This is a genomic window from Bacillus safensis FO-36b (genome assembly GCF_000691165.1).
In the GTDB taxonomy this organism is placed as follows: domain Bacteria; phylum Bacillota; class Bacilli; order Bacillales; family Bacillaceae; genus Bacillus; species Bacillus safensis.
This window is the reverse complement of sequence record NZ_ASJD01000006.1, coordinates 32,825-55,036: the sequence shown is the minus strand read 5'-3', so window position 1 is coordinate 55,036 and position 22,212 is coordinate 32,825. Positions and strand designations below refer to the sequence as shown.

21 protein-coding genes and 1 pseudogene are annotated in these 22,212 nt (G+C 39.7%); 14 read left to right on the top strand and 8 right to left on the bottom strand.

Annotation, left to right across the window (positions count from 1 at the left end; all coding sequences use genetic code 11):
* The first annotated feature begins 83 nt into the window (after window positions 1–83).
* From BA81_RS13440 to BA81_RS13415, 6 genes and pseudogenes are all read left to right on the top strand, one after another.
* Window positions 84–992: a diacylglycerol kinase gene (locus BA81_RS13440; RefSeq protein WP_024424554.1), complete on the top strand. Its 909-nt coding sequence runs from the start codon at window positions 84–86 to the stop codon at window positions 990–992.
* 61 nt (window positions 993–1,053) lie between these two features.
* Complete coding sequence (gene rlmD, locus BA81_RS13435) at window positions 1,054–2,430, top strand: 23S rRNA (uracil(1939)-C(5))-methyltransferase RlmD (protein ID WP_034283032.1); 1,377 nt, start codon at window positions 1,054–1,056, stop codon at window positions 2,428–2,430.
* A gap of 338 nt (window positions 2,431–2,768) precedes the next feature.
* Window positions 2,769–4,556 carry a hypothetical protein gene (locus tag BA81_RS13430; RefSeq protein ID WP_034282800.1) on the top strand — a complete coding sequence of 596 codons (1,788 nt, stop codon included), beginning with the start codon at window positions 2,769–2,771 and terminating at the stop codon, window positions 4,554–4,556.
* Window positions 4,549–5,487 (top strand): hypothetical protein, encoded by a 939-nt coding sequence (locus BA81_RS13425; protein ID WP_034282798.1) that lies wholly within the window; start codon window positions 4,549–4,551, stop codon window positions 5,485–5,487. The genes BA81_RS13430 and BA81_RS13425 overlap by 8 nt, the downstream gene beginning before the upstream one ends.
* 237 nt (window positions 5,488–5,724) lie before the next feature.
* Entirely contained in the window at window positions 5,725–6,699 is a 975-nt protein-coding gene (locus tag BA81_RS13420) for a tRNA dihydrouridine synthase (RefSeq protein WP_017366774.1), read from the top strand.
* 109 nt (window positions 6,700–6,808) lie between these two features.
* Window positions 6,809–7,252: pseudogene (locus BA81_RS13415) on the top strand (SMI1/KNR4 family protein); the annotation flags it as partial.
* A 134-nt stretch (window positions 7,253–7,386) separates the two neighbouring features.
* Here the strand turns inward: BA81_RS13415 and BA81_RS13410 are convergent.
* Window positions 7,387–8,151, bottom strand: coding sequence for a MurR/RpiR family transcriptional regulator (locus BA81_RS13410; RefSeq protein WP_034282796.1), 765 nt, complete (start codon window positions 8,149–8,151; stop codon window positions 7,387–7,389).
* 148 nt (window positions 8,152–8,299) lie between these two features.
* On the opposite strand from BA81_RS13410, the gene BA81_RS13405 reads away from it, so the two are divergent.
* Both BA81_RS13405 and BA81_RS13400 read left to right on the top strand, forming a co-directional pair.
* On the top strand, window positions 8,300–9,889 hold the full coding sequence (locus BA81_RS13405; RefSeq protein WP_034282794.1) for an alpha-glucoside-specific PTS transporter subunit IIBC: 1,590 nt from the start codon (window positions 8,300–8,302) through the stop codon (window positions 9,887–9,889).
* Window positions 9,890–9,906: 17 nt separating this feature from the next.
* Complete coding sequence (locus BA81_RS13400; RefSeq protein ID WP_034282791.1) at window positions 9,907–11,232, top strand: 6-phospho-alpha-glucosidase; 1,326 nt, start codon at window positions 9,907–9,909, stop codon at window positions 11,230–11,232.
* Window positions 11,233–11,345: 113 nt separating this feature from the next.
* On the opposite strand, the gene BA81_RS13395 is transcribed toward BA81_RS13400, so the two are convergent.
* The gene (locus BA81_RS13395; protein ID WP_034282789.1) at window positions 11,346–11,717 is read right to left on the bottom strand and encodes a hypothetical protein; all 372 of its coding nucleotides are present in this window, start codon (window positions 11,715–11,717) and stop codon (window positions 11,346–11,348) included.
* A 184-nt stretch (window positions 11,718–11,901) separates the two neighbouring features.
* Between BA81_RS13395 and BA81_RS13390 the strand changes: the two genes are divergently transcribed.
* Both BA81_RS13390 and BA81_RS13385 read left to right on the top strand, forming a co-directional pair.
* Window positions 11,902–12,339 carry an Rrf2 family transcriptional regulator gene (locus tag BA81_RS13390; protein ID WP_034282786.1) on the top strand — a complete coding sequence of 146 codons (438 nt, stop codon included), beginning with the start codon at window positions 11,902–11,904 and terminating at the stop codon, window positions 12,337–12,339.
* 64 nt (window positions 12,340–12,403) lie between these two features.
* Window positions 12,404–13,315, top strand: coding sequence for an NAD(P)/FAD-dependent oxidoreductase (locus BA81_RS13385; protein ID WP_034282784.1), 912 nt, complete (start codon window positions 12,404–12,406; stop codon window positions 13,313–13,315).
* A 10-nt stretch (window positions 13,316–13,325) separates the two neighbouring features.
* Here the strand turns inward: BA81_RS13385 and BA81_RS13380 are convergent, their stop codons facing one another.
* Window positions 13,326–13,532, bottom strand: a complete 207-nt coding sequence (locus BA81_RS13380) for a hypothetical protein (RefSeq protein ID WP_034282782.1) — start codon at window positions 13,530–13,532, stop codon at window positions 13,326–13,328.
* A gap of 113 nt (window positions 13,533–13,645) precedes the next feature.
* On the opposite strand from BA81_RS13380, the gene BA81_RS13375 reads away from it, so the two are divergent.
* Window positions 13,646–14,293 carry a DUF3885 domain-containing protein gene (locus tag BA81_RS13375; RefSeq protein ID WP_034282780.1) on the top strand — a complete coding sequence of 216 codons (648 nt, stop codon included), beginning with the start codon at window positions 13,646–13,648 and terminating at the stop codon, window positions 14,291–14,293.
* A 33-nt stretch (window positions 14,294–14,326) separates the two neighbouring features.
* Here the strand turns inward: BA81_RS13375 and BA81_RS13370 are convergent, their stop codons facing one another.
* On the bottom strand, window positions 14,327–15,655 hold the full coding sequence (locus BA81_RS13370) for a 6-phospho-beta-glucosidase (protein WP_024424565.1): 1,329 nt from the start codon (window positions 15,653–15,655) through the stop codon (window positions 14,327–14,329).
* Between the two features lie 197 nt (window positions 15,656–15,852).
* On the opposite strand from BA81_RS13370, the gene BA81_RS13365 reads away from it, so the two are divergent.
* On the top strand, window positions 15,853–16,584 hold the full coding sequence (locus BA81_RS13365) for a MurR/RpiR family transcriptional regulator (RefSeq protein ID WP_034282778.1): 732 nt from the start codon (window positions 15,853–15,855) through the stop codon (window positions 16,582–16,584).
* A 17-nt stretch (window positions 16,585–16,601) separates the two neighbouring features.
* Here BA81_RS13365 and BA81_RS13360 read toward each other — a convergent pair whose 3' ends face one another.
* Window positions 16,602–17,801 carry an MFS transporter gene (locus BA81_RS13360; protein WP_034282775.1) on the bottom strand — a complete coding sequence of 400 codons (1,200 nt, stop codon included), beginning with the start codon at window positions 17,799–17,801 and terminating at the stop codon, window positions 16,602–16,604.
* A gap of 145 nt (window positions 17,802–17,946) precedes the next feature.
* Between BA81_RS13360 and BA81_RS13355 the strand changes: the two genes are divergently transcribed.
* Entirely contained in the window at window positions 17,947–18,426 is a 480-nt protein-coding gene (locus tag BA81_RS13355) for an aminoacyl-tRNA deacylase (RefSeq protein ID WP_034282772.1), read from the top strand.
* A gap of 34 nt (window positions 18,427–18,460) precedes the next feature.
* Here BA81_RS13355 and BA81_RS13350 read toward each other — a convergent pair whose 3' ends face one another.
* Entirely contained in the window at window positions 18,461–19,369 is a 909-nt protein-coding gene (locus BA81_RS13350) for a LysR family transcriptional regulator (RefSeq protein ID WP_024424569.1), read from the bottom strand.
* A 102-nt stretch (window positions 19,370–19,471) separates the two neighbouring features.
* On the opposite strand from BA81_RS13350, the gene BA81_RS13345 reads away from it, so the two are divergent.
* Window positions 19,472–20,662 (top strand): MFS transporter, encoded by a 1,191-nt coding sequence (locus BA81_RS13345; RefSeq protein ID WP_034282770.1) that lies wholly within the window; start codon window positions 19,472–19,474, stop codon window positions 20,660–20,662.
* Here the strand turns inward: BA81_RS13345 and BA81_RS13340 are convergent.
* A complete protein-coding gene (locus BA81_RS13340; RefSeq protein ID WP_034282768.1) occupies window positions 20,654–21,733 on the bottom strand; it encodes a DUF3900 domain-containing protein in 1,080 nt (359 codons plus the stop codon). The genes BA81_RS13345 and BA81_RS13340 overlap by 9 nt on opposite strands.
* A 200-nt stretch (window positions 21,734–21,933) precedes the next feature.
* Entirely contained in the window at window positions 21,934–22,083 is a 150-nt protein-coding gene (locus BA81_RS19360; protein ID WP_080701222.1) for a DUF1540 domain-containing protein, read from the bottom strand.
* Window positions 22,084–22,212: the final 129 nt, after the last annotated feature.

The following is a 22,212-nucleotide window of genomic DNA, read 5'->3' as shown; positions in this document are numbered from 1 at the left end:
GTTGCCATTTTCAAATCTCATAGTATAATTAAAGGTTGTTAGTGGTGAAAATAGATTGCATAATGAATATAGGATGATGATGAATGAAACGTGCTCGAATTATATACAATCCGACATCTGGGCGTGAACTCTTCAAGAAGAATTTACCGCAGGTTTTGCAAAAATTTGAACAAGCTGGCTATGAAACTTCTTGTCATGCGACGACATGTGCAGGAGATGCCACGCAAGCAGCAGAAAAAGCCGCACAGAGAGATTTTGATTTAATTGTAGCAGCAGGTGGAGACGGCACGATCAATGAAGTCGTCAACGGACTAGCACCGCTTGAAAAAAGACCAAAACTAGGAATTATTCCAGTTGGAACAACAAATGACTTCGCAAGAGCACTTGGAATTCCACGAGAAGGTGTTTTGAAAGCGACAGATGCCATTATTGAGGGTGTAGCGAAGCCGCTTGATATCGGTAAAGTCAATGGCCATTATTTTATTAATATTGCTGGCGGCGGCCGGTTAACAGAGCTCACCTATGAGGTGCCTAGTAAACTGAAGACCATGCTTGGACAGCTTGCTTATTATTTAAAAGGCATGGAGATGCTTCCTTCTATCCGCCCGACAGAAGTCGAAATTGAATATGACGGCAAATTGTTTCATGGAGAAATCATGCTGTTTCTTGTTTCACTCACAAACTCAGTAGGCGGCTTTGAAAAACTAGCGCCAGATTCCATTTTAGATGATGGGATGTTTGACCTGATCATTCTAAAGAAGGTCAATCTAGCAGAAGCCATTCGAGTGGTCAGCCTTGCACTCAGAGGCGAGCATATTCATGATAACAATGTCATCTACGCAAAAGCGAATCGCGTGAAGGTAGATGTAAAAGATAAAATGCAATTAAATTTAGATGGTGAATACGGCGGCATGCTGCCAGGTGAATTTGAAAACCTGTATCGCCATATTGAATTTATTGTGCCAAAAGCAACAGCTGAAAAAATAGGGTGAAGACTGAACTTGGTTCCTTATGGCGGCCAAGTTTTTCTTTGCAAATGAGGTGATAAAATTGGTGAAAATGAAACCGCCTGTTGAAAAGAATGAATACTACAATGTAACCTTCGAAGACTTAACGCATGAAGGTGCAGGTGTAGCAAAAATTGAAGGATTCCCTGTCTTTGTACCGAATGCCCTTCCTGACGAACAAGGGCAAATCAAAGTTACACGAGTCAAAAAAGGATTTGCTTTTGGACGACTCATGGAGCTGACAAAGGAAAGTCAGCACAGGCAAGATGCGCCATGTCCCATTTACAAGCAGTGCGGCGGCTGTCAAATTCAGCATATGAGTTATGAAGGCCAGCTGCTATTTAAACAGAAACAAGTAAAGGACGTTTTAGAGCGGATCGGCAAGCTTGATATGAGCCGTGTAAAAGTTCATCCTGTACTCGGCATGGAAGATCCTTGGAATTACAGAAACAAAGCACAAGTTCCAATTGGTGAACGCGAAGGCGGACTTGTTGCAGGATTTTATCAGCAGCGTACCCATGAAATCATTGATATGGAAAAATGTTTGATTCAGCAGTCAGAAAACGACGAAGTGGTACAGGCAGTAAAAGATATATGCAATGCGTTTGGCATCAAAGCATATAACGAAGAGCGGCACAAAGGCTGGCTGCGTCATGTGATGGTTCGCTACGGTATTGCAACAGGTGAAATGATGGTTGTGTTTGTGACTAGAACGGCTGATTTTCCGCAAAAGCAGCAGGTGATTGAGCAGATTATAGCACGCTTCCCACATGTTCGGTCAATTGTACAAAACGTGAATTCAAAGAAAACAAATGTCATTTTCGGAGACGAAACAACCGTTTTATGGGGGGAAGAATACATTTATGACACGATTGGCGACATCAAATTTGCCATTTCGGCCCGCTCATTTTATCAAGTGAACCCAGCTCAAACAAAGGTGCTTTACGACAAAGCGCTTGAATATGCAGAGCTGCAAGGCGAAGAAACCGTCATCGATGCCTACTGCGGAATCGGTACGATTTCCTTATTTCTCGCACAAAAAGCAGGCAGAGTATATGGGGTTGAAATTGTTCCAGAAGCAATTGAAGATGCAAAAAGAAACGCTGCCTTAAACGGAATCAATAATGTTGAATTCGCAGTCGGCGAAGCAGAAACCGTCATCCCAAACTGGTACAAAGAAGGCATCAAAGCAGACACCCTCGTCGTCGATCCGCCAAGAAAAGGCTGTGACGAAGCACTGCTTGACACCATTTTAAAGATGAAACCAAACCGAGTTGTTTATGTTTCCTGTAATCCTGGGACGCTAGCTCGTGATTTGCGTATTCTTGAAGATGGAGGGTATGTGACGGAGGAAGTGCAGCCTGTGGATATGTTTCCGCATACGAGTCATGTGGAGTGCTGTGCGTTGCTTGTAAAAAAATAGAAGAGTATATAAAAGTCCGAGAAAAACAGTAATGGATTCTCGGACTAACTTTTTTTATTTCAATTCTTTCAATAAGTTTTTCTTCTCACGAATGAATAATATTACTATCCTGGTTATTGATAAAAATTACTCAATCGCCTTTTTTGTGAAAGTACTAAATGGAAAACTGGACATAATTTTAGAATTCCAAAAGTAGCAGAAATTTATTGAACATTCTGATATAGATTCACTTAGTTATGAGAAAGTATATAATAGATGATACGAATAAATTTAGTGATCTCGAGAGTTGAAGAGGGAGAAGTTTTGACGTTAGTTGATATTAAAGGAGAAGGTAGTAAATGATAAACCCACTTGACAAAACACTCTTTTTAAATAAGTATAGTTTCCCATACAATGGATTTGAAAATAATGAGTTGATTTTATCAATGCTATTTTCTAAAGGAAGTATTCTTTTGAATTATTTGGTGCTTAAGCAGAAAAACAAAGAAAAATATATGATATGTGGTTTTGATTTCATCAGAGATTCTATTATTCCTGTAGAGATTAGAAATTTAGGTAGCGTTCTTAAAAATCTTAGCATTTTCTTAAATAGTGAATATAATACTCTGAATATAGTTATTGAGCCAGTTGATGAAATTATAGAATATATTGAAAAAAATAAAATAAAAAAAGGTATTTATACTTATAAAAATTTATCTATTCTGACATCAACACAGCGAAATATAATAAGTGGAAGCTGTGAGGTATTAAGTAAAGGTAAATTATTTAGTCCACATAAAGCCTTACTTATATCAAGTAGTAGTGGTTTGATTTTTGGGAAATTTGATTTTGAAAGTAACCAGAATGTTATTCAGGAGTTGAAAAAAATACATCTTTCTGCTGATTGGGTTATCAGGTATTGGATAAATGATATTTCTATAGAGTATACAGGAACAATATATGAATTGAAAAAAAATACAAATGGAATAACAATTTTTCTAAGCTCATTTATACATGAATTAAGTAAGAAGAAGATGGATGTTCTTTCTTTTCAAGGTTCAGACCCGCATTCACCATTACAAGCAATATTGAGGAGTTCAGGAATATTAAAGGAAAAAATTAAAATAGAGGGTTTTGGAGTAAAATCTGGTCCTTATCTTGTGTTGCTGCCAATAGAAAACCTATTATTAAATACTCTTGAATTTGGTTTGGGAGATGTAACATTCTTAACTAAGAATCAAGCTTTAGATATGTATAAGGGATTTGAAGAGAAATACAATCATAATGCACTCGATAAGTTTGATACTTTTGCCCAAACAATAGTCGAATCAGATAATGCATATGATGCCTTTTTATTGGGTAGACAGAAAATTCAAGATGCAATTGATATGATAATTTTACTGTCCAAAAATGAAAGAGTGTTTAATTTATACAACTTAGGTAATGAGATAAATGAATGGAATAGATTAAGATTATATCAAAATCCTAAATGCTCTTCACTCTATTATGCGGAGAGTTTAATAGGGATAGAAAACATTTTGGGTGATTCTAAAGACACCTGGGAAAATAATTCTTTAGACGTCGATTCTAAATTTGTAAAGGTTTTTAACGAATTGGATTGGTATGAAGAAATATTGTACAAAAAACAAACCGAGGAACAATCAATATTAGATAAGCAGTTATTTAATGCCTTAAAGTGGTTAAATAGAAGTTGGAAAGCAGAAGATATGGAAGATAAGGTTATTTATACAAACATATCTATGGAGTTTTTGGTTGATAAAATTGAAACCGATCCTTTTTTGCCTGATGAAATTATTAGGGAATTCAAAAAATTGTTAAAGCAATTATTAAAAGAACAAAGTGATACTTTTACAGAAGAATATTCAAAAAAAATAAAAGAAAAGAGTTTAGGTATGCTTAAAGAGCCTCCTTTAAAAATTAAAGTTCAAACCTTGATCAGTCAACTATCTATTCCAATAACTGATAAAGATTTCAGTAATCTTTGGAAGGTCAGAGAATATCGTAATGATTTGGTACATGGAAAAAAGGATAAATTGGAAATAAATCCAGGGGATGTTTTGGTTGCAAATATACTTTTAGGAGAGTTTATTGTTTATAGGTTAAGAAGTTTGGAAGAAGGTGAATGATATAAACACGTTATTAGACTCTTATCATTTTGGAAACAAATTATCTAAATCCTCTTTTGGACAGACTCTCTTACTAAGATATAACGACATAAAGAGTAAATTATCACCGGAAGCATGGTCACTGTATCAAGATGCGATTAAGACTTGTTCATTTCAACACTATTATAGTTTTGGACTTGCCTATAAAAAAATTGAATCTTTATGTTCAACACAAGAGAGTTATTTTCAAGAAAGTTTTACTGAATTACATGATTGTAAAGAGGTGTCTTTATTAATTGAGGAGAGCACTCAACTCGGAAGAGATTTGGAAAATTCATTTCTTCAAATGTTTTCAAGACTACCTTCGAAGAGTATTTCTGGAAATTTTATTTCTTTTGATTTATATAGAGCTTGGATGAATGTTTTTTACCGGTTGCACAGTACCAAAATGATACCTTATCTTCATCAGCATAAAGCTATTATAGAAAATCAACAGAGAAATGTTCAAGAATTCATGAAATCAAAAGAGAATTACCCTTTTTCAAAAAATAACAGAGCACTTATTCAAAAATTAGCGATGAAAGGAAAAGACAAAGATATCATGTACTCTGTAGAATTCTTTGATGGTCTTAGAAATTCAGTCCTACAAGTTATTTTTGAAACCCATTTCAATCGACTTTTTAAGCTATGCAAAAAAGAGATAGTTAGTTACAGAGAAAAGCAACAAAATAAAATTCGTGTTTTTTCTACAAAAGCATTCGGCACAGAGTTTTTTAAACTTCAAGGAATTTTTATATTGATATTAGAAAATAATACACCACAAGAAATTGGATTCATCAAAAGAAAAGTGGTGAAAAATTTCGATATGGGTAAAAAAACCATATCGAAAATTGAGGGACTATTATATCCCAAAAACGATTATAACCTCTTTATAACAAAAATCCCAAACTGATAGAATTTACATTCGGAATGAGTAAAAAGTCAATAATGTATTTAGATTTCCCGATTTCGTGAAAAACATCGATATCGGGATATTTTTATTTTTGCTTCCCGCATTTGGTTGTGAAATGTCCTTTTTTGCAATTTTGCCCGGTTCATATTAAAGTATATAATGATAAAAATTGCTGAAAGACTTTATAGAAGGACATGCCCTATAAGGCGCTATGTCATGAGAGGAATTGGATGAAAGATGAGTAAAAATTTCTGGCGTGATTTACCGCGGCCATTTTTTATATTAGCACCAATGGAAGAAGTGACAGATGTTGTGTTTCGTCATGTCGTAAGTGAGGCGGCGAGACCGGATGTGTTTTTTACAGAGTTTACGAACAGTGAGAGCTATTGCCACCCTGATGGTATTCAAAGTGTGAAGGGGCGTTTAACGTTTACAGAGGATGAGCAGCCGATTGTTGCTCATATTTGGGGAGACAAGCCTGAGAACTTCAGACAGATGAGCATTGGAATGGCGGAGTTAGGATTTCAGGGACTTGATATTAATATGGGCTGTCCTGTCCCAAATGTTACGCAAAACGGGAAGGGCAGCGGCTTGATTCTTCGCCCAGACGTTGCCGCAGAGCTGATTCAAGCGGCAAAAGCTGGGGGATTACCTGTCAGCGTCAAAACAAGACTTGGTTTTACTGAAGTCGATGAATGGCGCGGATGGCTTAGACACATTTTGGAGCAAGACATTGTGAATTTATCGATCCACCTTCGCACAAGAAAGGAAATGAGCCAGGTGGATGCGCATTGGGAGCTCATTCCTGAAATTAAAAAACTTCGTGATGAAGTAGCACCTGATACTCTTTTGACAATCAATGGTGATATTCCTGATCGTCAAACAGGCTTAAAGCTCGCTGAGCAGTATGGAGTAGACGGCGTGATGATTGGGCGTGGGATTTTCCATAACCCATTTGCTTTTGAAAAAGAGCCGAAGGAGCATACAAGTGATGAACTGCTCGGTCTTTTAAGATTACATCTTGATCTCCATGATCAATACTCATCACTAGGCTTGCGTCCATTCAAGGCACTGCACCGCTTCTTTAAGATTTATGTAAAAGGATTCAGAGGAGCGAGTTTCTTGAGAAATCAATTAATGAACACATCATCAACAGATGAAGTGCGTGCAATGCTGGATGAATTTGAAGCGAGAAATCAAGAACAATCATGACCAACAAGAGGAGGAGGGGGAACCCTTCTCTTTTTTTATAAATAGGACTATTAAACTAGTTATTATAAATGGTAAAATGAGATAGAAATAACAATTGGAGGTATTTTATTTGAAACCATTTTGGGATAGAGAAAGCGAAGAAACATTTAAGAAAATCAATGAGAAAGGCATTGCAAAAGCGGAAAAGAAGCTAGGCGTCATCTTGCCGGATACATATAAGCAACTGATTCTCGAACAAAATGGCGGGTATACATTGCATAATGCTTTTCCAACGGATCAGCCGAATGGATGGGCAGAGGATCATGTGTCATTTGATCATTTAAGAGGAATTGCCAAAGATGAAGGTATTATGGATAGTGATTATTTAATAGAAGAATGGGAATTGCCTGAGGGACTTGTGCTCATTTGTGGGGATGGTCATACGTGGATTGCATTGGATTATAGAGAAACAAAGGAGCATCCGCCGATTCACTACTTTGATCTAGAAGATGAGACGGATTTCAAATTAGCGGATTCGTTTGATGAACTGCTTGCTGGACATTATACTGCTGAATAGGAAAAGGCAGCCGCAAGTAGATATATTTCATTAAAACCGTTGTTATACAGTATTTTTTGAGAGAGACAAAAGAGTCTCTCTTTTTTTGCGAAGCAATATGGATTCTCTCTCCAAAACTGTACCTGTTATGTTTAAGTCCTATTATTCAATTGGTTCACTTTCCACTCACTAAATTTCCTGACGATAATATCTGCCACAATATAAAATGGCAGAAAGCTGGAGTTGTCCACTTTGTTATATAAGGGAAACGGGGTGCTGCTTACATAGATGTTAAACATGGCATTTTGTGCAAGGAGATTATTCCTTAAAGTGGTCATGCTGATAAATTTGATATGTCTTGTTTTCACCAATTGAATGATTTCATCTAAATTCTTCGATTCACCTGATAAGGAAATAATAAATAAAAGGTCATCCTCACCAAATTCAATGATTCCATCTGTTAAGTCCCGCTTGCTTCGTAATACTTGAGATTTCTTATGCAGTGACCATAGCTGCCGCTGTACATCATTGGCCAAATCGAGCTGTGCTGTTCCTGTCCCATAAATATAAATATACGGTGCACGATCAATCAGTTGATTTAATTGATGAAAGTCCAGCTGCTCCATATACTTTCTTGTCTGGCGTATGTCTTGATCGAGCAGCTTCATTAAATCTTGTGTTGTCTCTTCAGTGAAAGCATTTAATTTCACATAAGACTTTAAGTCACTGTAGCCGTCGAACCCTATTTTCTTAGCAAGCCGATGGATGGATGAGATGGAAGTATGAGCATAACGAGCAAGGTCCTGAATTTTCATTGTCTTCATTTCTTCAAGATGATCATGGATCGTTTTAATAATGTGCAGGTCATTCTTATTTAAATCTTCGAAGTATTCATTTACCAGCTTGTCCAGTATCATGCGATGTGCCCTCCAACATGAAAATATTTTCTTCCTGCGAAAATATAATCTAATGTTACAACTTGATTTCTAAATACGTCAAACCTATTGGTTTTTGTAAGCGCTACCTTTACAGTGGTGTTATGGATCAAGCAAAGGGGTTATGCTTATGAATGCAATCAAGCGGTTTGGCAGTGCTATGGTAGTTCCTGTACTTTTATTCGCGTTTTTTGGTATTGTTGTCGGTCTCGCGACTTTATGTAAGAATCCAGCGATTATGGGGGAAATGGCTGCAGAAGGTACGATGTGGTACAAGGTTTGGTCACTGATTGAAAGCGGAGGATGGACGATTTTCAATCATATGGAGCTGGCCTTTGTGATTGGATTGCCCATCTCACTTGCAAAAAAAGCGCAAGCACGTGCGACGCTCGCAGCTTTGATGATTTATCTTGTATTTAACAATTATATTCATGCTATTTTGACACTTTGGCCGTCTACTTTTGGCGTTGATTTATCGCAAGGTGCCGAGAACGTAGCGGGTGTAAAAGAAATTGCGGGTATACCTACGCTGGATACAAGTATCATTGGTGCGGTGATGATATCTGGAATCGTCATTTGGATCCATAATCGTTTTTATGATCAAAAGCTGCCTGAAATGCTTGGTATTTTCCAGGGGCTTGTATTTGTTGTCATCATCGGATTCTTTGTGATGATTCCTATTGCTTTTATCGTTGCTTTTGTATGGCCCTATGTTCAGCAGGGGATTCAATCTCTTCAAGGGTTTATGGCACAGTCTGGTTATATTGGTGTCTGGCTGTTTCATTTCTTGGAAAGGGTGTTAATTCCAACAGGACTTCACCATTTTATTTATACACCTTTTGAGTTTGGTCCAGCGGCTGTAAATGGGGGGTTAAAACCATATTGGATTGCTCACTTAAATGAATTTGCGTCCTCCACTTCCGATTTGAAGGATCTTTATCCATACGGATTTTTATTGCATGGGAATATTAAGATGTTCGGCTGTTTAGGGATAGCTTTAGCCATGTATTTTTCTACACCGAAAGAAAACAGAAAAAAGGTTTTGGCATTGGTATTACCGGCCACATTAACAGCCATATTTGCCGGAATTACAGAACCGCTTGAATTTACATTCCTATTTCTCGCGCCTTATTTATTTGTGATACATGCACTTCTTGGTGCGACCATGGTGACAATTATGAATATGTTTGGTGTTGTTGGAATGATGGGTTCCGGGCTTATTGAAATAGCTGCATTGAACTGGATTCCGCTCTCTTCAAATCATGGAGGGACTTATCTGATCCAAGCGGTGATTGGACTTCTCTTTACAGCAGTGTATTTTGTCATCTTTAGATGGATGATTGTGAAATTTGATATTCCATTACCAGGACGAAAACACGAGGAGGAGACGAGGCTATATACAAAACAAGATTATGAGAATGCTCATAAAAAAGGTCATGACCGAAAGGAAGCGCCCGTTTATGCGTCTGAGTATGAAGAGAAAGCCGTTTATTTCTTAGAAGGCCTTGGCGGTAAAGAAAACATTAAAGATGTGACAAACTGTGCCACACGTCTGCGTATTACAGTGATAGACCCTGGCTTGGTGGAAGATAGAGAATACTTTACAAAAAATAAATGGGCGCACGGAATGGCTAAGAGTGGTCAAAGCATTCAGATCATTGTTGGCTTAAGTGTACCGCAAGTAAGAGAGTCCTTTGAGACAAAACTTTCATTAGATTGAAAAAGGAGCTGGATATCATGAAAAAATTTAATATTACTATCGCTGGAGGCGGAAGTACATTTACACCGGGGATCATTTTGATGCTGTTAGACTATCTAGAGGAGTTCCCAATTCATACAATTAAACTCTATGATAATGATGAAGCTAGACAAAAGACGATTGCAGATGCATGTGAGATTATGTTAAAAGAACGAGCACCAGAAGTACGATTACTGGCAAGCACGGACCCAGAAGAAGCCTTTACTCAAGTCGATTTTGTGATGGCACATATTCGTGTCGGCAAATATGCAATGCGTGAATTAGATGAGAAAATTCCATTGAAGCATGGAGTCGTCGGACAGGAAACATGCGGTCCAGGCGGAATAGCTTACGGGATGCGGTCCATTCCAGGTGTATTAGAACTTGTCGATTATATGGAAAAATACTCACCTGAAGCTTGGATGTTAAACTATTCGAACCCTGCAGCGATAGTAGCAGAGGCAACACGTAAGCTAAGGCCGAATGCCAAGATTTTAAACATATGTGATATGCCAATTGGTATCGAAGAATTAATTGCAAAAAATTTAGGCTTATCTTCGCGGAAAGAACTAGAAGTCGATTACTATGGTTTAAATCATTTTGGCTGGTGGACAGATATTCGAGATAAAGCTGGAAATAGCTTAATGCCTGAGGTAATTAAGCATGTAACCCAGCATGGTTATGCAACAGATGGAACATCTGAATTAGAACAGCAGAAGAGCTGGAACAGCACATTAAAAAAGGCCAAAGATATTCAAGCACTTGATCCAAAAACGGTACCGAATACGTATTTGAAATACTATCTATTTCCAGATGAAGAAGTGGCACATTCAAATATTGAGTTCACGCGTGCCAATGAAGTGATGGAGGGGCGGGAAGCTTTTGTTTTTAGTGAATGTCAGGCCATCATTGATAAAGGAACTGCAAAGGAAACAAAGCTGACCATTGATGAGCACGCTTCTTATATTGTTGATTTAGCAAGAGCTATTGCTTTTAATAAAAAAGAACGGATGCTGATGATTGTAGAGAACAATGGCGCCATTAGGAACTTTGATCCAACAGCCATGGTCGAAATTCCTTGTATCGTTGGCAGCAGCGGTCCAGAAAAATTAGTAGTTGGAGAGATTCCTAGATTCCAAAAAAGTCTCATGGAGCAGCAAGTGGGCGTAGAAAAATTAGTAGTAGAAGCATTTGAAGAAGGGTCCTATCAAAAACTATGGCAGGCCATCACATTATCGAAAACGGTGCCAAGTGCTAAAGTAGCAAAAGATATTTTAGACGACTTAATTGTGGCAAATCAAGCATTTTGGCCAGAGTTAACATAACACGAGAATAAGCAATATGGGCGTGACAGCGCTCATATTGCTTATTTGTTTTTTTAACCGATGTATTGTAATGGAGACAAAAAGCCCCCTTACCAAAAGGGGGCCACCATTCCTTACTCTGCGCTCTCCTCAACCTCACGGCTATCCTCTGTTTCACCAATATAAATAGGGCCGTTAGCGTGGTCGATTCGGATTGGCCATTCGTATGGGATTTGAAGTCGTCTAGCAATGGCTCTCCAGAATTTTGTGGAATCCAATTCGAATTCTTGGAAGTCTTTTAATAAGTCTTTGTAAGACGAGCCATCAAATTGAATGAACATATCTTGAAGGCGCATGAACGCGACGTGTCTCACTTCAAGTGCTGCTGCGGCTTCCATTTCTTCTTCTGTTGCTTCTCCGATGATTGTACCTGCCGGCGGAAGCATGTCGTATACGTTAAATTCCTCTTCTTCTTCGTGTACTGCATTGTGCTGCTGATCTGACATTTTTCTTCACTCCTTCTCGTTCTCAATCAAAACTTTATTTCGTGCTTACTTCTATTATCGGAAGGAAATGTGAAATGTGGAATGAAAAGTGGAGCAGATTCACAACTCTTGCTTTTTTCTCTTGAATCATCTATGATCAATTACAGATATAAAAGGTCTATAATAGATAGAAAGGAGTTTCCTCATGAAATATTCTAAAGCAACCAACTATGCGCTGCATACGATGGTGTTTTTAACTCTTGCGCCAAAGGGTAAAGCGATTGGCGTTGAGCCTCTTGCTAAGATGCAAGACCTTTCACCAACCTATCTATCCAAAATTTTAACAAAGCTTGTGAAGGCGGGACTGATTGAATCAACACCTGGTGCAAAGGGAGGATACACCCTTATCAAACGAAAGGAAGACATTTCGTTTTTAGATGTCATTCAGGCTGTAGAAGGGCAAACGAATTTATTTCGCTGCTCTTTAGAGCATGACTCCTTCATGCCTCATGATGGCTGTTTGATTGAACAAGTTATGCAGGATGTTGAAACGAAAATGCAGGAGACATTAAGTCAAAAACGGTTAATTGATATTGCGAACCAACTTGAGCAAACAGAAAAAAATCCATTTTTCAACGTGTGATTTTTTTGAACTGATTATAGATATTAAGAGTCTTTAAAGTCTTTGATAAAAAGGAGAGATTGATATGTTATTAGATTGTGCCATTATCGGAGGCGGGCCAGCCGGATTAAGTGCAGCACTTGTTGTAGGAAGAGGCAGAAAGCAGGTCATTGTATTTGATAATGAGCTGCCAAGAAATCGAGTGACGCAGGAATCACATGGATTTATTACAAACGATGGAATGACACCATTTGAGATTAGACAAGCCGGAGAGGCAGATCTTCAAAAATATCCTCATATCGAAATCAAACGAAGTCAAATTGTTGATATACAAAAGAAAGAGGAAAGCTTTACGTTACTAACACACGAGGGGGATGCATTCGAAGCGAAAAAAATCATTTTGGCAACTGGATTGCAGGATATACTGCCAGAGATCGAAGGGATTCATGATGTGTACGGAAAAACATTGTTTAGTTGTCCTTTCTGTGATGGATGGGAATTAAAGGAGAAAGCACTTGCCCTCATTGCAGAGAATCAGCGAGCCTTGCACATGGCTAAACTTCTTTCCAATTGGACAAAGGATTTGATCGTGTTTACGAATGGGCACGTGTTGGCTGAAGAGGACAAGACGCTTCTGACGGCACATTCTATTCAAGTCATTGATGTGCCAATTGTGTCGATTGATCATGACAATGGGCAGCTGCGCTCTCTACAGCTTGCGAATGGGGAGATAGTGAATAGGGAAGGCGGTTTTGTCGCAAGTGAATTCAAGCAGTCAGCCCCATTTGCCGAAAAGCTTGGCTGTCAAATGACGAAGAATGCGGGTATTGAAACAGATATTCTTGGACGTACAACCGTCAGTGGAGTCTTTGCATGTGGTGATAATTTAGGCGGTCCTGCTCAGTTAGTTCTCGCAGCAGCAGCTGGAAGCCAGGCAGGAATGGGAGTCATTCATGACCTTGTGCAAGAAGAATTTCAAGAAAAAACATCTCTATGAAAAGAGATGTTCAGCGGAGAGCGATTTTCCGTTTTGCTAAGACGTGAGCTGTCCATTCAAAAAGTGCGTAGATGACAAAGAAGATCAGGATCCAGCTGCTGACATCGACCCATACATTGGTGATCTGTATGATGTTCGCTTGATCAAGTCCAGCCTGTATCCACATGGTGATCAGTGCTGTAAGGAACACTTGTAAAAACCATTTTGATGTTTTCAATTGGCCACACCTCCATCTCTTTCTATCATATAAGAAATGACAGTTCATTTCCAATTGTTTCCCTATATGTTTCAACGGTAAAATGAAAAATAAAACGAGTGAAAGGAAAGCAAATGAGTGATCAAACAAATATGTTTCTAAAAAGTCATTTTCCTCATCTTATCCTCACGCCGCCGCTTTTTTATGAGTGGCCTATCGGGCTTCGGTTTGAATTGGCAGATTGGTCATTAGGAAAAGAATCGATTGTATTAGAAAAAGCGGGGGATCGTGCTTTAGAGATTGTGAAATATGCTTTTGATCCAGAAGACGAGATGCTGCTTGTAACGGATGTGTATACAGAACATGAACATGAATTAACGAAGCGTCAGCTCTTGGTTTATCAAAAATATGTCAATCGGAAAATGCGTTACCGATTGCGTCATGAGCTTTTGACCTATGTACGTCCAGAAATAGAAGATTCACTGACAATAGAGAGATTTACACTCAAATGCCAGCTGCAAGACATTCGATTGCGTCCGCTTCTCCATGCGATCTGCCAGGAAGACTTCTATGCACCGAATCAAATCTTGAAGGGGAAGCATGGTTATGAAATTTACCTAATGAATCTCTCGAAAAAAATGATATTTCACTTATATGATGATCGAGGCTGTGATCTCATTGCGGCAGATCCAGAGCGTTTAAGACCAGTCTATGAAGGCTTACAGCACTGGCTATTAGACTATGATCGCCCTAAGATGGACCGCCTGTTTGCAGCCAAATAAAAAAACCGCACTTTCGACAAGTGCGGCTTCTTTTTATGCTTCTACTTTATTGAAGAACTGCGGCAAATATTCTTTGTGTGCTTCTAGCATTTCATCTAGGATGCTTTTTGCAATGGCATCTGATGGGACAAGCGGGTTGATGGTCATTGCGACAAGAGCTGTGTTGTAATCGCCTGTCACGGCTGCTTCAGCAGCTACACGTTCAAAGGATTTAATTTGAGAAATGAGTCCTTTGACAGCGACCGGCATTTCACCAACAGCAATTGGTTTAGGACCGTCTTTTGTGATAACACAGTTGAGTTCAACCGCAGAATCATTTGGAATGTCACTAATAGCCCCATTATTAATGGTGTTTACAGGCTGAATGTCATGCTTGTCGTTATAAATGGATGCAATTAAGTTACAAGCCGCATCACTGTAGTAGGCACCGCCTCGTTTTTCAAGCTGTGGCGGCTTGATGTCGAGATCAGGGTCTTTGTAAAGCTCGAACAAATCATTTTCTAATGCGCGAACGACCTCAGCACGAGTTCCTTCATTTGCTGCTGCTTTCTTTTCCTCAGCCAGCATATCACTTGTTTTGTAGTAGTAGCGGTGATACGGACAAGGAATGACGCCAAGCCCTTTTAAGAAATCAGCATCCCACGGAATCGCTTGAATGTTGTTCATCGACATGCTGGAGTTTGGATCAGCCATGTCTTCGATGACTTGATCCATGATGCTTTTGCCATCTAAGAATACATTGAGTCCAAAGACCATATGGTTTAATCCTGCAAAGCTGACTTCGACTCTGCTTGCGTCGACACCAAGCCCTTTGGCGATTCCCATGCGAATGCCGATCGGCACGTTACATAAACCAACGACTTTACGATGGTTTGAATAACGAAGAACGGCTTCAGTAACCATACCAGCTGGATTTGTGAAATTCACAAGCCATGCATTCGGGCAAAGCTCTTCAATATCTTTGACAATATCAAGAATGACAGGAATGGTGCGAAGTCCTTTGAATAGACCTCCTGGACCATTTGTTTCTTGACCAATGACATCATATTTTAAAGGAATGCGTTCATCCTTCATACGTGCTTCAAGAAGTCCGACACGGAATTGTGTTGTGACAAAATCAGCATCTACAAGTGCTTTCCTGCGATCTAATGTTAAATGAACCTCGATTGGGAGCCCTGCTTTTTTGACCATGCGTTTTGCAAGATTTCCGACGATCTCAAGCTTTTCTTTTCCCGCTTCAATATCAACGAGCCAAAGTTCGCTAATCGGAAATTCATCGTATCGTTTAATAAATCCTTCTACAAGCTCTGGTGTATAGCTTGATCCTCCGCCAATTGTGACAACCTTTAATCCTTTTGCCATGCTCTGCACCTCCGAATAATGTAACGCGCAATGTTATAATAGAGAAAAGTCTTTTTTATTGTGTACATCAATAGCTTATCGTGAGAGCATCGCGTGCGTAAATGACTTCAGCGTCTTTAGGCAAGGGTGCCCTATTTAGAGATTTGTTACATAAAAGAAACACATTGTGACATGTTGTTGGAGAAAGGGGAAGTCAGATGTTTTCAAGTGAGGTCATTTCCAGCTTTAATGAACTAGAAAGCGCTTTATACCGATATATCATGGAAAACAGTGAAAAGGTCGTGTACATGAGAATTCGAGACCTTGCAGATGCTGCACATATTTCCACCTCGTCTGTCCTTCGCTTTTGCCGAAAAGTAAATTGTGATGGCTTTTCAGAGTTTAAAGTGAAGCTCAAAATGTATTTAGAATCAGAGCAGACACCTTCTTTAAAAAGCACACAGCACTTTCTATATGAATTTATTGAACGAACATTGAAGGGAGACTTTGAAGGGAAAATTAAGGAGGCAGCGAAGCTCATTGCTGAGGCAAAAAATGTGCTGTTTATTGGGACTGGCAGTTCTGGCATTTTGGCGCAGTATGGGGCGAGGTACTTTTCAAGTCTTGAGAAATTTTCATTTTACATCAACGATCCGTTTTTCCCGATGAATATGCAGTATTTAGACAATAGTGTCACCATTGTGCTGTCTGTATCAGGGGAGAATAGTATTACGATTGATCATATTTCGAAGTTAAAAAGAGAAGGCAGCACAATCATTAGTATTACGAATAACCAGCACTGCACGATTTCGCGCATTTCAGATTTAAATATTGCCTACTACGTCACAGATGAACGGGTCCACAGAGCCAATATCACCACACAGACGCCAGTTGTGTATATTTTAGAAGCCATGGCCCGTGACATGTTTGCGATGTTAAAAGAAAAGTAAAAGAGCCGCTGCATACATCAGCTGCTCTCTTTTTTCTGCTTCATAAAAGCAAGGATGGCAATGCCGGAACAGACGAGCACAAACAGACCGCCTAGCAAATACACAGACCTCGCCCCGTATACATCTGCAATCAATCCAACAAAGAAAATAGACAAACCGACCGATACTGAAGAAAGGACGTAGTGAGCCGAATACACCTTTGATAAATCACGTACTGGCGTTTCCGTTTGAAGAATGGTTTGCTGCGAAACATCTCGGATTTGATAAGCAGGCCCCATCAAAATACAAAGCACCAAAGCAAGCCACGGGAGGCTGTTCAGTGAATAGACAATGGTCAGCACTGCATAAATGAATGAACCAGCTGCCATAAAGAGGAGAAGCTGTTTTTGGATAAACTGACTCATCCATGCAGCTAAGAGCCCGCCTATGATGGCACCTGTATAATAAGCGGCATTGATAAATCCCCACCATTCCTCACCTTGCTTTAAATCTTGTGTGACAAAGGCAAGCGTAATTGCCCCGATCCACACAGCACCCGCAATATTTTCACAAACATCCATAAAGGTCAGGGTGCGCACCGTTTTATTTCTCCAAATGATCGTCCAGCCATCTTTGAAGCTGTTCATCTTATTTGCCTTTCGAACCGTCTCTTCTTGCTTGAGAAGAGGAAAGACAGGGATGAATAATAGATAAGACAACACAATCATGACACAAGTGATCCACATTAAATAAAATGGCCCGATCCATAGGACGAGCATTCCAGTGAACGAATAGCCTGCGATTTGAATCATTTGATGAAAAATGGAGGCTGTACTGTTTGCTTTCACAAGCTGATTTGCTTTCACAAGCATCGGCATGATGGCCTGCATTAAAGGACTGATGAACCCGCCTGTGAGGGAAATCAAAATAAGCGCACTAAACAACCAGACCATATGCTGCTGAAACAAATGAAATTGGGCTGTAAACACGATGAGCATCCCAAGACGTAAAAGCGGGACCCATTTCAATAGCCGGCCAGCTTGAAAGTAATCGGTTAAAACAGGAGAGAAGAGCCCAGCCAATAGCTGGCATATTGTTCTAATCAGCGGAAATACAGCCGCATAGGCAACAGATTGTGTATCTTGATAAATGACAAACGTGATTGTCATCACAAATAAAATATCACTCAGCATGAGAAGGCTTTTACTGCTTGTATAACACCAAAACTTGTTTCCCATATCAAACCGGCTCCTTTTCAAAAACAAGTTTAGTATAGCATGGTGATGAAGGGTCCATAGGCTTTCCATTGAAAAATACATCTTAAGGATGAGAAGATTGTGATAAGCTAAATGAAGGACATTGTAAGGAAAGGGGTTCAATCGATTGAAAAAATTACCGGCTCATGACTTTTTGGACAAACACGAGATCCCATATGAGATCAAAACATTTTCTGCCGAAACAGAGAAGGGAGCAGCAAATGTAGCGGCAGCTCTTGGTTTTCGTGAAAGACAAATGATTAAAACATTGATTTTTGAAACAGGAGAAGGAGAGCAGCTGCTTGTGATGGTTGGCGCTGACCAGCATATTAAGTCAGGGAAACTAAAGAAAGCCGCCGGCTCCCGTAATATTAAAATGGCTTCACCGGAGAAGGTTCTTGAAGTGACGGGCTATCGAATTGGCTCGATTCCGCCGTTTTGCTGGCAGCCAGAAGGATTCCGCACCATTATTGAGGCTTCGTTATTAGAAGAGGAGATATTAGGTGTTGGAGCAGGCGAATGGGGAAATGAAATCCTCATCACCCCAGAACAATTAGTGAAAGCCTCAAAAGCTGTACCGTTTGACATCGTGCAGCCAGCCGAATAGAAAAAAAGTGCCTGTTTCAGAAGCAGGCACTTTTTTAATTGGCAGCAGGCGTAGTAAATGGACCGATACCTTTCATTTGCAGGAAGGCATCCACGGTTCTATTTTCTTCAAGATCATTCGCCCGTTTGCACACAACAACCGGTCTGACGATCTCAATGCCTTCAATGTACACGCGCCCAATTTCTTGCCGCTTGAGACTGCCATGAACCGCATCACGGGGAACAAGTGTGATGCCATATCCAGCTTTGATCATTTGAATCGCTTCATGAACACCGCTGAATTGTAAATCAACGGTTGGTTTTTTGATCCCTTTAGAGGTAAATAATGAAAAGAGCTTATCTCTTGTGGAACTGCCTTCTTCACGCATCAAAAAAGGCTCCTGACTCAGGCGCTCTAGCGGGACAGTTTTTCCGTTCAACGGATGGTCTGCCGGCACAATAAAATCATAGCTTAAATTCGTTAAATGAGAGGTGAGAATCTCCTCATGGTGCAGATCCTCGATCACAGCGATGGCCACATCTGATTCATATTGAAGCAGGCTCTCTAAAACTTGAGCGGAGTTTCCGCTTTTTAATTCAATTTCTGTCTGTGGTGAAGATGTTTTAAAGGCAGCAAGCCAATCTGGCAGTAAAAAGTTAAGTGGTACATAGGTAGAAGCGATGCGGAGCCGCCCCTTTTTTCCGTTTTGTAAAAGTGTGATCTGATATTCTACTTCCTTTTCAGCCTCGAACACTTGCCGGGCATAAGGATATAGAATTTTCCCCATTTCCGTAAGTGTAATGCCTCTGCCATTTCGTTTAAAAAGACGGAAACCGATCTCACTTTCAATGCTTCTAAGCTGAGCCGTCACAGCAGGCTGTGTCAATGACAGTACGTCTGCTGTTTGTGTAACGCTTTTTGTCTCTGCGACCTTTGCAAAAATCCGAAGGGCATGTAAATTCAACTTTGCACCACCTATCAATTATTTTGATGGTTTAATCAAAAACATTCATTAGATTTATTATAAGGCATCCCTTATTGTAAAGATAGCGAAGGGGGAAGGGAAATGGATCATCGTCGAAAGCAAGTGGTGTCAATATCGCTTATCACAGCATTTGCACTGATTGGGGATTCAATGCTTTATATTGTTCTTCCGATTTATTGGAAAGAGATTGGTTTATCGTCTATTTGGGAGGTCGGGCTGCTGCTGTCCATTAACCGATTCATCCGCATCCCGCTAACGCCTGTCGTTTGGTGGCTCTATCGGTTTGTCCCAATGAAGACTGGTGTATTGATCGCTATTTTGATTGCTTCAGTGACCACGATGCTATATGGTGTGAGTGGTTTTTGGCTGTTGCTGATCTGCCGCTGCGCTTGGGGGCTGGCATGGACGTTATTGCGTATGAGTGGAATGAGATTAATTGCTGAGATGGAGGAAAGCTCTCAAGGGCATTATACGGGCATTTATAATGGACTTTACCGGCTTGGCAGTTTATTCGGCATGTTATTTGGCGGAATATTCGCCAGCCTGATCGGCTTCCAGTCCATGACGTTAGTTTTTGGTTTACTCACATTACTAGGGGTCATTTTTTATGTCTCTTTGGATGAGATTGAAAAGGGAGAAGAGGGGCAGGTGTATCAAGTCATCAAACAGAGGTGGTTTGCACGGGATGTTGTAAAAGTATTAATGACAGGTATGCTGATCGCACTTGTGATCCAAGGGTTATTCGCATCAACACTCAGTCATGTCATTGAAGCAAGGATCGGTCATGGTGAATTTGCTCTGTTCGGCTTTGTTATCGGAGCTTCGGCTTTAAGTGGAATCATTCAAGCGCTCAGATGGGGGTGGGAACCATTTGTAGCACCGAAAACGGGCAGATGGTTTGATGGGCTTGTGATGAAGGAACGAACGCTTTGCTGGATGTTTCTTTCATTTGGAGGTCTCAGTTTTCTGGCGGTCATGCTGAAGGTAAGCGGCTGGTTTCTTGTGATGCTGCTTTTGATCCAGCTGCTTTCAACAATCTTAACAACATTAACGGACACGCTTGCTTTTCAAAAAGCGTCTGCTCAAACAGATAAAAACCGCTTCCTCGCAAGCTATTCCTTTGTTCAAGATATGGGAGCGGCTTTAGGACCCTTGTGCGGGTATACGATGATTCAGTTTTTTGGATCAAGCAGCGTCTTTTGGCTGATGCTCATCATAAGCTTATTGCTTGTCAGCATGTGGGCAAGAGGCAGTCAAGTTTTTTTATTCTAGATCTGAATCATAGGCTTTTTGCGTCAGCTGGCTGACCACCTCTTTTAACCCATTTGGTTTATGAAACTCAACAGGTGTGCTTCCCTTTTCAAAGACGATTTGATCTGCTTCAACGAGCACGACATATCGATTGTTGAGCTTTGCAATATGGATTGATTGGCCGAAGTCTGCTAGAAGACCTTTGATTTCCGTTTCGCCTAGACGCATTTTCATTGTGATATCAGGGGTTTGTTCAACAATATGGGAGGCCGCTTGTGTGACCTGTTCTGTATCGAGTGTTTCTCTAATTTCTCGCTTTTCACTCGCTTCCCATATTTCAAGATCCTCTTCAAACTGCTTTAATTCTTCACTTTCATCCTGTAATGTTTCAAAAACCTGTTCCTGTACCATATTCATGACCTGTGATTTCATGATTTCAGGCATGGATTCACCGTATTCGACGAATTTCAAAAAGTCCTCAAAATAACGAGCGTGTGAAGATTGATGAATTTTCACTTCAGCTTCCTCAGTCATGCCCTCTTCTGGCATAAACGGGTATTGAATTGATTTCATGTTTTTTGTCGTAATGGCCATTTCGACTTTTCTAATCAAGGTAGATGTATCAGCGATAGAAGCCACTTTCTGTTCGAAATCGCATTTCATAATAAAGACAAAGGAATCATCGAAATACTTTTTTGGAACAGCAGAAGCAACTAAAAAAACGCCGCCTCTGACAGCACTTGTATCTAAATATGTGCGAACAAACTGTTCACTGCATTCATTAAACAATTCTTTTGTATCTGCAAATCTCGTTTGATGAAATAGGTTGTAGTTGGGATTTGAATCGAGCTCATGACCGGGTTCTACAATAAATCGGCCAATTTTGGTCGGTACTTGTTCAGATTTAGGATGTCTGTCCACTTTTCGTTTGACGATTTTTTTAAGCTCACCGTCTAAAAAGTCCTTCAGCTCACTTTGTTCAAATTCTTCTTGATCTAGTGTTTGATAATGTTTAAACCGTTTATTTGCTTGTTCATCTTTGCCTTCGATTTCCACGACAAAGAATGAGAGAAAACGTATCGTAAAATCCATTGATTGGTCACCACTTTTTCTTCTTCGGATATGTTGAGTATAGAAAAAGGAGTGAAAATCGTCAACGAATGGAGAAATATCGTGTCATTATTTCCCGAGAAATGTTTATTGAAAAACACTTGATAATAATTATCATTCTTGATAGAATGATAAAAGAAAAGAAGGAACCTGCCAGTTCCTTCATCTCAGAGAAAAATAGATTATTTTGTTTCAAATGTTTCGCAATCAGTTTCAGTATTACGAGTCACTTCGGTCATCGTGTTTTTACCAATTTTAATGGTAGAAGCGGTACAGCTGTTATCAGCCCAAAAACGGCAAGAGTTCACTTCACAAAGAACGTTTTGTGCCATGGAAATTCACCTCCGTGATTCATATTGAGAATGAAGCAAGCTGCCACTTGAATTCATTCAATCTAGTAGTCTCTTTGTAGAAAGAGGCTGTTTGTGCTGATTATGCACATGTTTATCATACCATCTACC